General features: G+C 56.9%; 14 protein-coding genes. 10 read left to right on the top strand and 4 right to left on the bottom strand.

What is annotated here, in order from left to right:
• From DOU50_RS09750 to DOU50_RS09740, 3 genes are all read left to right on the top strand, one after another.
• Window positions 1-259 (top strand): ABC transporter permease subunit (locus tag DOU50_RS09750; protein WP_148769278.1); only part of this gene is annotated, 259 nt, incomplete at its 5' end.
• Window positions 252-1,088: an ABC transporter ATP-binding protein gene (locus DOU50_RS09745; protein ID WP_148769277.1), complete on the top strand. Its 837-nt coding sequence runs from the start codon at window positions 252-254 to the stop codon at window positions 1,086-1,088. The genes DOU50_RS09750 and DOU50_RS09745, both read left to right, overlap by 8 nt.
• Window positions 1,075-1,779, top strand: a complete 705-nt coding sequence (locus tag DOU50_RS09740) for an ABC transporter ATP-binding protein (RefSeq protein WP_148769276.1) — start codon at window positions 1,075-1,077, stop codon at window positions 1,777-1,779. The genes DOU50_RS09745 and DOU50_RS09740 overlap by 14 nt, the downstream gene beginning before the upstream one ends.
• 45 nt (window positions 1,780-1,824) lie before the next feature.
• On the opposite strand, the gene DOU50_RS09735 is transcribed toward DOU50_RS09740, so the two are convergent.
• The 4 genes from DOU50_RS09735 to budA form a co-directional block, all read right to left on the bottom strand.
• Window positions 1,825-2,298, bottom strand: a complete 474-nt coding sequence (locus DOU50_RS09735; protein WP_024906955.1) for a cold-shock protein — start codon at window positions 2,296-2,298, stop codon at window positions 1,825-1,827.
• A 131-nt stretch (window positions 2,299-2,429) separates the two neighbouring features.
• Window positions 2,430-3,200, bottom strand: a complete 771-nt coding sequence (locus DOU50_RS09730) for a (S)-acetoin forming diacetyl reductase (RefSeq protein ID WP_024906954.1) — start codon at window positions 3,198-3,200, stop codon at window positions 2,430-2,432.
• 20 nt (window positions 3,201-3,220) lie between these two features.
• Window positions 3,221-4,942, bottom strand: a complete 1,722-nt coding sequence (gene alsS / locus DOU50_RS09725) for an acetolactate synthase AlsS (protein ID WP_198925452.1) — start codon at window positions 4,940-4,942, stop codon at window positions 3,221-3,223.
• Entirely contained in the window at window positions 4,914-5,693 is a 780-nt protein-coding gene (budA, locus tag DOU50_RS09720; RefSeq protein WP_148769281.1) for an acetolactate decarboxylase, read from the bottom strand. The genes alsS and budA overlap by 29 nt, the downstream gene beginning before the upstream one ends.
• 105 nt (window positions 5,694-5,798) lie before the next feature.
• On the opposite strand from budA, the gene DOU50_RS09715 reads away from it, so the two are divergent.
• The 7 genes from DOU50_RS09715 (at window position 5,799) to glnP (ending at window position 12,203) form a co-directional block, all read left to right on the top strand.
• A complete protein-coding gene (locus DOU50_RS09715) occupies window positions 5,799-6,680 on the top strand; it encodes a LysR family transcriptional regulator (protein WP_032649661.1) in 882 nt (293 codons plus the stop codon).
• Between the two features lie 249 nt (window positions 6,681-6,929).
• Window positions 6,930-7,520 carry a hypothetical protein gene (locus tag DOU50_RS09710; protein WP_148769275.1) on the top strand — a complete coding sequence of 197 codons (591 nt, stop codon included), beginning with the start codon at window positions 6,930-6,932 and terminating at the stop codon, window positions 7,518-7,520.
• Between the two features lie 232 nt (window positions 7,521-7,752).
• Complete coding sequence (locus DOU50_RS09705) at window positions 7,753-8,610, top strand: MurR/RpiR family transcriptional regulator (RefSeq protein WP_032649670.1); 858 nt, start codon at window positions 7,753-7,755, stop codon at window positions 8,608-8,610.
• A gap of 127 nt (window positions 8,611-8,737) precedes the next feature.
• Window positions 8,738-10,066 (top strand): aspartate aminotransferase family protein, encoded by a 1,329-nt coding sequence (locus DOU50_RS09700; RefSeq protein WP_148769274.1) that lies wholly within the window; start codon window positions 8,738-8,740, stop codon window positions 10,064-10,066.
• Window positions 10,063-10,617, top strand: coding sequence for a carboxymuconolactone decarboxylase family protein (locus DOU50_RS09695; RefSeq protein WP_175557789.1), 555 nt, complete (start codon window positions 10,063-10,065; stop codon window positions 10,615-10,617). Before DOU50_RS09700 ends, DOU50_RS09695 begins: the two co-directional genes overlap by 4 nt.
• 125 nt (window positions 10,618-10,742) lie before the next feature.
• Window positions 10,743-11,495 carry a glutamine ABC transporter substrate-binding protein GlnH gene (gene glnH / locus DOU50_RS09690; protein ID WP_148769280.1) on the top strand — a complete coding sequence of 251 codons (753 nt, stop codon included), beginning with the start codon at window positions 10,743-10,745 and terminating at the stop codon, window positions 11,493-11,495.
• Window positions 11,496-11,546: 51 nt separating this feature from the next.
• Window positions 11,547-12,203, top strand: coding sequence for a glutamine ABC transporter permease GlnP (gene glnP, locus DOU50_RS09685; protein WP_024906945.1), 657 nt, complete (start codon window positions 11,547-11,549; stop codon window positions 12,201-12,203).
• Window position 12,204 lies beyond the last annotated feature (1 nt).

Here is a 12,204-nt window from a genome sequence, read left to right as displayed (position 1 = left end):
GTGCCTGCCGTCCGCGATTGTGCGCCTGGCGCTGGATCTGGCAGGGATTATTCTGGCGGCCGCCGGTCTGGGCTTCCTCGGCCTTGGCGCACGCCCTCCAATGGCCGAATGGGGCGCGATGATCGCCGACGGCATGCAGGTGATTTTCGATCAGTGGTGGATTGCCGCCATTCCGGGCGGGGCGATTCTGTTTGCCAGCCTGGCCTTTAACCTGCTGGGCGACGGCCTGCGCGACGTACTGGAGCCACAGCATGACTGAACACTGCGTCATCGTCGATGCGCTGAATATCGACTACCCCGCCGCGCGCGTGGTCAACAACCTGAGCTTCACGCTTGGCAACGAGCGGCTGGCGCTGGTGGGGGAATCCGGCTCCGGCAAGTCGATGTCCGCCCGCGCCCTGATGGGGCTGGTGCGTAAGCCCGGCATCGTAAGCGCTAACCGGCTTAACGTGCTCGGCAACGACCTGCTGACCCTAAGCCCCCGCCGCTGGCAGGCGCTGCGCGGCAACGGGATTGCGATGGTCCTGCAGGACCCGCGCTACGCCCTTAACCCCGTGAAAACCGTCGCCGCCCAGCTTGATGAGGCACTTACGCTGCATCAGCGGCTGCCGCGTTCAGAACGCCAGGCACGCATTCACGACATCATCCGCGCCGTCGGGCTGAGCGAGAACGTGCTGTCCCGCTACCCCGGTGAGCTTTCCGGGGGCATGGGCCAGCGGGTGATGATTGCGATTGCGCTCGTCAACAACCCGCAGGTGCTGATTGCCGACGAACCTACCTCCGCGCTGGACGCCCGCCTGCGTAGCCAGATCCTCGAACTGCTGGTGCAGCAGTGCGAAGAACGCCGGATGGCGATGCTGTTAATCAGCCACGATCTGCCGCTGGTGGCGGAGCACTGCGACCGCGTGCTGGTGATGTATCAGGGCGAAAAGGTGGATGAGATGGCGGCGAGCCAGCTTCCGCAGGCAACGCATCCGTACACGCGCACCCTGTGGACCTGTCGTCCAGACGCCCATACTTATGGACAGATGCTGCCAACGCTCGACCGTTCGCAGCCGTGGAAGGAGGCCGACAATGACGCTCGTTGAAGTAAAGGATCTCCAGGTGAGCTTCGGGGAGAAAACGGCGGTGTCCGCCGCCAGCTTTGCCATCGAGAAAGGTGAAACCTTCAGCCTGATAGGTGAATCCGGCTGCGGGAAATCGACGATTCTGCGCGTGCTGGCAGGGCTGCAGCGCGAGTGGCGCGGCAATATTGCGCTGCTGGCAGAAACGTTAACGCCTGGGCGACGTTTTGAAGGAGAGCTTCGCCGCAACGTACAGATGGTGTTTCAGGATCCGTGGGCGTCGCTGCACCCGAACCACACCATTGCGCGCACGCTGTCGGAGCCGTTAAGCATCCATGGCGAGACGCAAATCGCGGAAAAGGTGACCAATGCACTGCACGAGGTGGGGCTTTCTGCCGACGCGGGTAAACGTTATCCGCACCAGCTTTCCGGCGGCCAGCGCCAGCGCGTGGCGATTGCCCGCGCGCTGCTGCTGCGCCCGCAGCTTCTGCTGCTGGACGAGCCGACCTCGGCGCTGGATATGTCCGTGCAGGCGGAGATCCTGAACCTGCTCAACCGCCTGAAGGCCGAGCACGAGATGACCTATCTGCTGGTGAGTCACGATGCGGACGTGATTGCCCATATGTCCGACCGGGCGGCGTTTATGTCGCACGGGGAGATCCAGAAGGTGTTTGACCGTGAGGCGATGTTACGGGGCGAGCACAGGATGGGTTAAGTTTTCCAGGCCGGGTAAGGCATCGCCGCCACCCGGCAAAAAAAATCACTTCAGCAGCTTCACCGTGGCATCAATGTCGATCTCATCTTCGGTGAAGATCAGCGTCGTGTTCTGGAAGGTGGTGATTGCCAGCTTCTTCACCGTGCGCATTTCGCCCGGCTTTTTATCAGATTTCGGCTTGATGCTGTTCATCAGCAGCCCCACCGACAGCACCGCATTCTCTTTGTCGATTTTGGTATCAACCGGCTCTTCTTCGTTAAACACCACGAAGGATTTGATGGAGGTGAGCTTCACGCGCTCGCCCGCAATAAAGAGATGTTTGCTTTCCGGGATCACCTTCACTGCGTAGGCGGAAAGGCCTTTGTTGTTGGTGGTTGGCTCGAAGGTCACCGCGGCATCTTTCTTAATCAGATCGGGGTTCGCGACCTTAATCACATGAAAATAGCGGTTATCGCCGTTTTCATCTTTGATAAATCCAAAGCCTTTATCTTTAAACCACGTTGTGATTGTACCGTTCATCGCTGTTACCGCCTGTCAGATCGTAATGACTAAAGTTTTGCAGCGCGCAGTGTAATGCACAATGGCGGAGGAGACAAAAAAAAGCCCCTGCACGGGTGCAGGGGAAAACTCATGTCAGAGCTTATTAGAATTTAGTTGAACACCATCCCACCATCAATTAAGAGCGACTGGCCGGTCATGTAGTCGGAATCCGGCCCAGCCAGGTATGAGACGCAGGCGGCGACATCTTCCGGTTCGGACAGGCGGCCAAGCGTAATGCGTTTGGCAAAGGTTTCAGTCCCGTAACCGAGCGGTTTACCCGCCGCCTCGGAGACCTGACGGTCGATCTCTGCCCACATCGGCGTTTTAACGATGCCCGGACAGTAGGCGTTAACGGTTATCCCCAGCGGCGCGAGATCCCGTGCCGCGGTCTGGGTCAAGCCGCGCACCGCGAACTTGCTGGAACTGTAGACCGCCAGCTCCGGGTTGCCGGTGTGGCCCGCCTGGGAGCAGGCGTTGATGATCTTGCCGCCGTGCCCCTCTTTGCGGAACGCGTCAATCGCGGCCTGGATCCCCCAGATCACCCCTTTCACGTTAATGTTGTAGACCTTGTCGACAATATCCGGCGTGATGGATTCAATTGGGGTAGACGGCGCAATCCCGGCGTTATTGACGATCACGTTGAATCCGCCCAGCGCGGTGCGGGCTTTCTCCACCGCCGCAAATACCTGTTCGCGGTCAGAGACATCCACCTTCACGGCGACGGCGTTCCCGCCGTTACGGATGATTTCATCGGCGACGGCTCTTGCCGTCTCCACGTTATAGTCGGCGATGGCGACGGCAAAGCCATCTTTCACCAGGCGAAGCGCGATCGCTTTACCAATCCCCTGGCCTGAGCCTGTTACGAGAGCAACTTTTTGCATTTCTCTGTCCTTATGTTGATTCACAAAATCTGGCTGAGATGGAGCTGGCCCATCAGCAGCGGGTTATCGCTGTAGTCGACGGGAATGGCCACCACGGCCGGGCCATCCACATCCATCGCCGCACGCAGCGTGGGTTCGAGCGCGTCGGCGCTCTCCACGGCAAAGCCTTTCGCGCCAAAGGCGTCGGCATAGACTTTGAAATCGACCGGGCCAAACTCGACGCCGGAAAGACGCTGGTATTTTTTCTCTTCCTGAATGGCAACCATGTTGTAGCCGTTATCCACCCAGATGATGTGCAGCACGTTAGCGTTGAGGCGCACCGCGGTTTCCAGCTCCATGCTCGACTGCAGGAAGCCGCCGTCACCGGAGACCGACACCACCTTGCGGCTCGGGTTGACCAGCCACGCGCCAATGGCCCACGGCAGCGCGACGCCCATGGTCTGCTGACCGTTGGAGATCATCACCTGACGTGCCCGGAAGCTGTAGAGATAGCGGGCGATCCAGATGTGGAAGCTGCCCATGTCGACGGTGAGCGTCACGTCGTTATTCACGATGTCCTGCATGGCGCGCACGATGCGCAGCGGATGCAGGGCAAACTGGTTGAGCGAGGCGCCGCGACGATCGAGCAGATCGCGCTGATGCTGGCGATCGACCAGAATTTCGGAGGCCCGCTGGCTTAGCTCAAGCTTATGGTCGATACGGTTAGCGAGCTGATTCAGCGTTTCGGCGATGTCCCCCACCAGCTCCAGATCCGGCACGTAGTTTCGTTCTTCATAGGCAGGCAGCACATCGATGTGCACCAGCGTAGCGTCGCCGCTGTTCCACATGGACGGCTCGTATTCCACCGGGCTGTAGCCGATGCAGATAATCAGATCCGCCAGATGGAGCAGCCGGTCGCCCGCCTGGTTATTGAAGAGACCGACGCGTCCGGCGAAGCGGGTGAAGTGCTCCTGGTTCACCGCCCCGGCGGCCTGATAGGTGCTGGTGACCGGAATACGGCTTTTCTCCAGCAGCTTGCGCAGCGCGGCGCTGTTTGCTGGCTGGCTCGCCATCAGCCCCAGCAGAATGACCGGGTTTTTGGCCTTCTCGATAAGCTTCGCTACATCGTTGATGGCGGATTCCGGTGCCGGCCCCATCAGCGCGGGACCGCTGGCGGGCAAAATTGCCCCCGTGGCGGGCTGGTCGACAATATCCTGCGGCAGGCTGACGAATGCGCCCCCCGGCCTGCCGTGCTCGGCGGCGCGAAACGCGTTGGAAACCACCTCAGCAATCGCGTCCGGCGCACTCACCTCCACGGCGTATTTGGTGACCGGGCTGAACATGGCGACGGTGTCCATGCTCTGGTGCACCAGCTTGGCTTTATCTGCCCGCTTCACCGCCCCGCCCAGCGCCACCACAGGGTCGCCTTCGCTGTTGGCGGTGGCAATGCCGGTGATCAGGTTGGAACAGCCCGGCCCGGAGGTCACCAGCGCCACCCCGGCCTTGCCGGTCAGACGCCCTACCGCCGCCGCCATAAACGCCGCGTTGGCTTCGTGACGCACCGGAATAATCTCGATGGAGGAATCCAGCAGGGAGTCAAAGACCTTGTCGATTTTCGCCCCCGGGATCCCGAACACCTGCTTCACGCCCTGCGCTTCCAGCTGGCCAACAACCAAATCGGCGCCGTGCGCCCACTGACGTGACTGTTTCTCACTGTTCACGGTAGTTCTCCTGTTAGTTTTCGACGGCACGGATCGCCGCATCCAGATTGCTGGGGTGAAGGTTGGCCTGTAAAAAGGCGCTGTCGGCGGGCAGATCGATCATCAGCTTGTGAATTTCACCGAAGGTGAGGACGCCGCTCTCCAGCTGGTAGTCGAGCAGATGGCCCCCGCCCTGACGGTCGTCGGTGATGAAATGCTCGTGATAGCCCGCCACGTTGATGCCCTGCATATGCTGCGGCGTGCGGAACCCGACCAGCACGCCCTCGCGCTGGTTGAAGCGGAACACCGGCTGGTCGTCCAGCACGTCGGTCATCGCGCGGTACGGCGGCTTCTGGCGCGGTACGGTGCGGGTGTGGGCGTGACGGAAGTTGCCGTCGATGCGCAGCGCGCAGAACAGGTTATCGGAGGGGATCTGCTGGTCGATGACGTCGTGGATCTGCTGACGGCTCACCGGCGCATCGAAAGTTTTGCGGTACTGCGGCTGGAACCAGGTCATGACCGCGAACGGCGTTTTCTGCTCCGGCTTCGCGGCCCGGGCGCTGCCGTCGGCGCGCAGCTGGTACACCTGGCTGCTGAAGGCAATCATTTCGCCGTCCAGCTCGTTGAAGGTACCCAGACCAAAATCACCGTGTGCCAGCAGATCGGCGATGGTGGTCTCTCCTTCATACACGCCGCTTAACAGGGCGCTCATTAGCGATGTCTGATAGATCACGCTGTCAGGATGCTGGGCGAAGAACCCGCGCAGGGTCTCACACAAACTGGCCTCACAGTCGCAGGCAGATGAATGCATCATCATGCTCGTCCTCTTCAACTTTATTTAGAAAGGTTAAATAAATGTTGACCCGATTCAGCAGAGAGTTCCAATATAGAAACCATGCTGGTTTGAGACGTTTTAGATATGGAACTTCGTTATCTGCGGTATTTTGTCGCGGTTGCACGCGAGCGACACTTCACCAGGGCGGCCGAAGCGCTGGGTATTTCACAGCCTCCTCTGAGTCAGCAAATCAAACGGCTCGAAGAGGAAGTGGGCACGCCGTTGTTCAGACGTCTGACGCGGGGCGTGGAGCTGACCGAAGCGGGAGAAGCCTTCTATGAGGATGCCTGCAAGATCCTGGCGCTGAGCGATGCCGCGCTGGAGAAAGCCCGCGGCATCGCGCGCGGGCTGAACGGCAACCTGTCGATTGGCATCACCAGCTCCGACGCTTTTCATCCCAAAATTTTTACCCTGATTCGCCAGTTTCAGGTGCAGAACATGGCGGTGCAGGTTCACCAGGTGGAAGCCAATATGTCGTCGCTGACGACGATGCTGGCAGAGGGTGAACTGGATATCGCCTTCGTGCGCCTGCCGTGCGAGAGCAGCAAGGCGTTCGAGTTAAAAATCCTCGACCGGGAGCCGATGGTGGTGGCGCTGCATCGCGATCATCCGCTGGCGGCGTGCGATTCGCTGGCGTTAGAGCAGCTTCGGGAGACGCCGGTGGTGTTGTTCCCGCAGGAGGTCGCGCCGGGCCTGTATGACCGGGTTCACGGCTGCTGCGAGCGGGCCGGGATTGACGTGCAGCACGCGCTGCAGTCGTCGCAGCTTTCGTCCTCCCTGAGCATGGTCTCTGCTGGCGGCGGGTTCGCGCTGGTGCCGAAATCCATGGCGGCCATTTCGCCGCCGAATGTCACCTATCACACGCTGAGTTCACCGGAGCTTTATACCGATATCGCGCTCTGCTGGCGGCGTTTTGAACGTTCGCGGACGGTAAAGCGGTTTTTGACGATGCTGAGCGAGGGGTGACGGCAGTGCGGCTGTGCCCGGCGGCGCTTCGCTTGCACGGGCCTACGGTTCGTGTCGCTTTTCTTTCTCTTGTAGGCCGGGTAAGGCGCAGCCGCCACCCGGCAATGCCAGCCTCTGTCGTCAAATCACGGGATCTTAGAACGGTAAAGGTCTTGTTGATGCACGCTTCGGTACTACGTTTTCCTGGTAATTGTCTGCCGCAAACCATCTGTTACTCTGGCTGTGCTCAAAGGATGACAAGGAAGAACAATGCTGAACCCCGGATTCGTTACCCGCAAAGCGCTTGCTCAGTGGCGTAATGTTCCTGCTTTTCTCCCCCAGTTCCAGTTTCATGAAAAACACCGAGCGGTCATTCATACTGCGCATCCTGAAAATATTCTGCCGTTGATTGCCAACTTTGACGTCCGGCAAGATGCCGTGATTCGTCGGCTGATGTCTTTGCGGCAATTGCCGCAAAGATTTCTGCGCAATCAGCAGGCTAACTCAATCAGCAACTTTGGGTTGCACAGCTTTACGCTTTTGAAAAGCTCAGCCTCTGAGCTCAGCTACGGCTTAAAAGGCCAATTCTGGAGGACTGATTTCGGTCTGGAAAACGCACCGGATGCCATTGCTTTTCAGTCTCCAGCCGCGCCGGGCAGCGCAAAACTGTTGCTCCGCTACCAGGTAACGGAACTGGCGCCGGGTCAACATGAACTCTGTACGGAGACCTTCGTTTATTGTCCGGACAAACGTACTCACCTAAAAATGGTAGCCTACTGGCTGGCAATACGGGCCGGGAGCGGCTGGATCCGAAGAAGGACGCTGAAAGCGGTTAAGTCGAATATCGAAGGGCTGGAATGAGCGAGGAGCAGCGCTATGCTGCATAGAAAACAGTCTTACCTTTGGCCTTTATCATAATGATCATCAGATTGGTTTCGCGCGTCTGATCCCCCCCCTGTTCAGCTCCCCGTTGACTTATTCACTCTGTGTTTTCATCATCCGTTTCTGAGACAACGCGAACCCGTTCGGTCTGTGAAGATCGAACGTAAGTTGACAACAGCAGCGCTAACCTTAAAAAGCGGGACTATTTGCTATGAATCCAAGGGAAAATATTGTCAGTACATTCAGTGAGTTGTCTGCAGAATTACAGCGTGCTGCCGAGTTCTCTCTACAGAATACCAATCAGCTGGTCGTGCTATCGATGCGCGCCTTCGCCAGTGAAGCCGGTGTAAAACCCGCCACGCTGCTGCGGTTAGCGCAACGATTGGGTTACAACGGCTGGGGTGAACTCAAGAACGCATTCATTGATGAACTCGGACTGCGCAATGATACATATGTATCCAAAGCCGAGAAATTGATTGCCAAAGGCACTCAGCCGCAGCTGTATGAAGAGGTGTTTCAGGCGCATCAGGCTAATTTGGCTTTCACACAGCATGAAAACCATCAGGCCATGGAGCAGGCTGTATCGCTGCTGGACGCGGCTGAGAATGTCTATATTTGCGGCTTCCGGGCCAGCTTTCCTATCGCCTGGTCGCTGTTTTATGTCTATCGACTGTTCAATAGGCAAGCATCACTCATTGATGGTCTGGCGAGCAATATCGAGGTGTTCACCCGCGAATTAACAGCACAAGATTGCCTGTTACTCACCAGTTTTGCCCCCTATTCGCGTGAGTCGCTCGATGTCCTGCGCGCAGCCCAGCAGGCAGGCGCGACAATCGTCGCCATTACGGATTCTCCCGTCTCGCCATTAGCCCAGGCTGCCGATTGCACGCTGCTGTTTTCCATAGACAGCCCGTCGTTTTTTCCTTCCGTGGTGTCCGGTATGGGGCTCGCCGAGTGTTTACTGGCGATGCTGGTCGCGCGCCATGGTCGGGATGCAGTCAATAAAATCGAAAATGCTGAACGCTATCTTATCGACTCTGGTGCCTATGTGGTGCCCGGGAAACCCTGAAAAATAATTCATTTGCATCCGGCATAAGAAAACAGAATGCATTTGGATCAAAATGAAATTGACGTGATACAAATGGATCCTGCAAGATGCGCTTTATTAGCACAGCGTATTCAGGAGCAGGACCCGCATGACCCATATCATTCACCGCAGTCTACGCAACACGCCCGCCGTGGCGGTACGCGCCCAGGGGGCGTACATTTTTGATGCACAGGGAAAACAGTATCTGGACGCCTGCGGTGGCGCCGCCGTTTCCTGTTTAGGCCACGCGCATCCGGACGTTCTGGCTGCGATGCATCGCCAGATCGATCAACTGGCCTATGCCCACACCAGTTTTTTTACCAGCGACACCGTTGAACAGCTTGCTGAACAGCTGACGCGCACGGCGCCTGGCGATCTTAACTATGCCTATTTCGTTTCGGGCGGCTCGGAAGCGGTCGAAACCGCGCTCAAGCTGGCGCGTCAGTATTTTGTTGAGATCGGCCAGCCGTCGCGCACCAAATTTATCGCCCGTAAGCAGAGCTATCATGGCAATACCCTTGGCGCACTCGCGGTGGGAGGCAACGAATGGCGCCGCCGCCAGTTTGCTCCCTTGCTGATCGACGTTATCCGCGTTTCGGCCTGCAACGAGTATCGCGACCGCCGCGCTGACGAAACCCAGCAGCAATACACCACGCGTCTGCTCAACGAGCTGGAGCAAGCCATTATTGAGGCCGGTCCCGACACCATTATTGGTTTCTGTGCAGAAACCGTGGTGGGAGCCACCACCGGCGCCACGCCGCCTACCCCGGGCTATCTTAAAGGTGTACGCAACCTGTGTGATAAATACGGCATCCTCTATATCGCGGATGAAGTCATGTGCGGCATGGGACGCACCGGCACATTGCATGCGTTTGAACAGGATGATGTGGTGCCGGATTTGGTGACCATCGCGAAGGGGCTGGGGGGCGGCTATCAGCCGATTGGCGCAGTATTAGCGAGCGAGAAGATTGTCTCAGCGCTGCAGGCCGGTAGCGGTCTGTTCCAGCACGGGCACACCTACATTTGTCACGCGACCGCCGCGTCCGCAGCCCTGGCCGTGCAGCAGGTGATCGCGCGCGATAATTTGCTGCAGGCGGTCAGGCAACAGGGGGCTTACCTGCACAGCGCATTGCGTGAAGTGCTGGGGGAATTACCGCATGTCGGTGATACGCGTGGACGCGGATTGTTTGCGGGCATTGAGCTGGTACGCGATAAAGCCAGCAAAACCCCCTTCGATCCTGCCCTGAAACTGCACGCAGCAATCAAAGCAAACTGTATGTCACGTGGGCTGATGGTCTATCCAATGGGTGGAACGATTGACGGGCAGTATGGCGACCATATCCTGATCGCCCCCCCGTTTATTGTCACGCCTGGCCAGCTCGACTTTGTAGTGGACACGCTGAACACCGTCATTCGCGAAGAGACCGGCAAATTATGATCAATCGTTTACCCCCACTAGCGGAGCATGAATGGGACGACCAGCAGCGTGCTTTGGCCGAAGAGATAATCAACGGGCCCCGCGGTGCGCTGCTGCCACCTTTCGAGCCGCTGCTGCGCAGTCCAGAGCTGATGGCGCATGCGCAACGCATGGGCGAATACCTGCGTTATCGCAGCGCGCTGGGACAGCGCCTGTCGGAACTGGCGATTTTGATGACCGCGCGGCACTGGTCGCAGCCTGTGGAGTGGGCGATTCATGCGCCGATTGCGCGCGAGAAAGGTATTTCTGCCGCGGCAGTGCAGGCGATTAATGAAAAGCGTCTTCCAGAGGATCTGCAGCCGGATGAATGGGCGGTCTATCACTTTTGCAAGGAGTTACAGGAGCAGCAGAAAGTCAGCGATGCCACCTGGCAGCACGCTATCGCGCTGTGGGGTGAGAAAGGCGTGGTGGATCTGATCGGAATTAATGGTTATTACAGTTTTCTCTCGATGGTAATGAACGGCGCACAGACGCCGGTACCCGACACCCGGGATGAGATTATTCCCGCATAAGTATCGTTTTAATTTTGGCGCATGAAAGTGCGCCCTGCATATCAACTTTTTTATTTCCCCACCCTGCCGATATATTACGCCGGGTGACATTCATGCACGCTACTTTACTGACGACGAGGGTTATCATGTCTGGATTATTCACTAAATTAAAAGTTACGTTAGCACTGGTCGCTTGCTCCGCCAGTTTTGTGGCAGAAGCGCAGGATAAATTAACGGTTGGCGTTGATACCGCGTTTGTCCCCTTTGAATTTAAACAAGGCGATAAATACGTCGGCTTTGATATTGATTTGTGGGATGCCATTGCTAAAAAAATGCACGTCAGCTACGAATTACGCCCGATGGACTTCGGGGGACTGATTCCGGGTTTGCAATCACGTAATCTGGATGTCGCCATGGCGGGCATTACGATAACCGACGCGCGTAAACAGGTCGTCGATTTCAGCGACGGTTATTATGATGCTGATTTATTAATAGCGGTGAAAAGCAGCGATAATACCATTACTAAATTCAGCGATTTAGCAGGAAAGAAAGTGGGATTAAAGCAGGGAACGGCGGCGGCCAGCTTTATGAAAAGCAAATATAAGGCGAACTATGTCGAATTCCCGAATATCGATAACGCCTATCTTGATTTGCAGGCAGGTAACCTTGATGCCGTGGTGCATGATTCGCCCAACGTGCTCTATTACGTAAAAACGGCAGGTGATGGCAAAGTGAAATCGACCGGCGAGACTGACAGCATTCTGCCGCAGCACTACGGCTTTGCGATGCAGAAGAACAGCAGCCTGACGCCGAAGATCAACGCCGCACTGCAAGCGCTACGTGCGGACGGCACTTACAGCAAGATTTACGTGAAGTGGTTTGCTAAACAGCCAAAATAATCCCGCCAGGTCGGAGCGATCCGACCTCGTTACATCTTAACGGGTAACATGATGAATTTCGACAGTAAATATATTTGGGAATCCCTGCCGCTGTTGTTGCAAGGACTACAGCTGACACTGATTATTTCATTATCAGGTTTATTGGGTGGTTTTGTTATTGGCCTGCTGGCGGGGACCTGCCGGGCGCTCGGAGGAAAAATATCAAAGACAGTCTCATTAGTCTTTGTCGAGTTAATCCGTGGGACGCCTATTATGGTGCAAGTGATGTTTATTTACTTCGCACTCCCCATGGTGTTACCGATTCATATTGATCCGGTAACGGCGGCCATTACGACTATTGTGATTAACTCGGGTGCTTATATTGCAGAAATCACCCGAGGGGCGATCCTCTCGATTAATAAAGGTTTTAGAGAGGCCAGCCTGGCAATGGGATTATCTCAGCGCAGCACGCTATGGCATGTCATTATGCCGCTGGCATTACGCCGTATGATCCCTGCGTTAGGTAATCAGTGGATTATCAGTATTAAAGACACCTCGCTGTTTATTGTGATTGGTGTGGCGGAATTGACTCGTCAGGGGCAAGAAATTATTGCCGGTAATTTCCGCGCGCTGGAAGTCTGGACCGCAGTGGCAATGATTTATCTGCTGGTGACGCTGTGCCTGAGTTTCCTGCTGAAGCAACTGGAGAAGAGGATCCATATTTTATGAG

The sequence above is a fragment of the Enterobacter sp. C6 genome, assembly GCF_008122455.1.
In the GTDB taxonomy this organism is placed as follows: domain Bacteria; phylum Pseudomonadota; class Gammaproteobacteria; order Enterobacterales; family Enterobacteriaceae; genus Enterobacter; species Enterobacter pseudoroggenkampii.
Note: the sequence above shows the minus strand (reverse complement) of the source record. Positions and strands in the feature narration are given on the sequence as shown.

Coding starts and splice junctions, on each gene's coding strand:
- DOU50_RS09745 (WP_148769277.1), top strand. CDS start 252: ATGACTGAACACTGCGTCATCGTCGATGCGCTGAATATCGACTACCCC.
- DOU50_RS09740 (WP_148769276.1), top strand. CDS start 1,075: ATGACGCTCGTTGAAGTAAAGGATCTCCAGGTGAGCTTCGGGGAGAAA.
- DOU50_RS09735 (WP_024906955.1), bottom strand. CDS start 2,298: ATGAACGGTACAATCACAACGTGGTTTAAAGATAAAGGCTTTGGATTT.
- DOU50_RS09730 (WP_024906954.1), bottom strand. CDS start 3,200: ATGCAAAAAGTTGCTCTCGTAACAGGCTCAGGCCAGGGGATTGGTAAA.
- alsS (WP_198925452.1), bottom strand. CDS start 4,942: ATGCGGCGATCCGTGCCGTCGAAAACTAACAGGAGAACTACCGTGAAC.
- budA (WP_148769281.1), bottom strand. CDS start 5,693: ATGATGCATTCATCTGCCTGCGACTGTGAGGCCAGTTTGTGTGAGACC.
- DOU50_RS09715 (WP_032649661.1), top strand. CDS start 5,799: ATGGAACTTCGTTATCTGCGGTATTTTGTCGCGGTTGCACGCGAGCGA.
- DOU50_RS09710 (WP_148769275.1), top strand. CDS start 6,930: ATGCTGAACCCCGGATTCGTTACCCGCAAAGCGCTTGCTCAGTGGCGT.
- DOU50_RS09705 (WP_032649670.1), top strand. CDS start 7,753: ATGAATCCAAGGGAAAATATTGTCAGTACATTCAGTGAGTTGTCTGCA.
- DOU50_RS09700 (WP_148769274.1), top strand. CDS start 8,738: ATGACCCATATCATTCACCGCAGTCTACGCAACACGCCCGCCGTGGCG.
- DOU50_RS09695 (WP_175557789.1), top strand. CDS start 10,063: ATGATCAATCGTTTACCCCCACTAGCGGAGCATGAATGGGACGACCAG.
- glnH (WP_148769280.1), top strand. CDS start 10,743: ATGTCTGGATTATTCACTAAATTAAAAGTTACGTTAGCACTGGTCGCT.
- glnP (WP_024906945.1), top strand. CDS start 11,547: ATGAATTTCGACAGTAAATATATTTGGGAATCCCTGCCGCTGTTGTTG.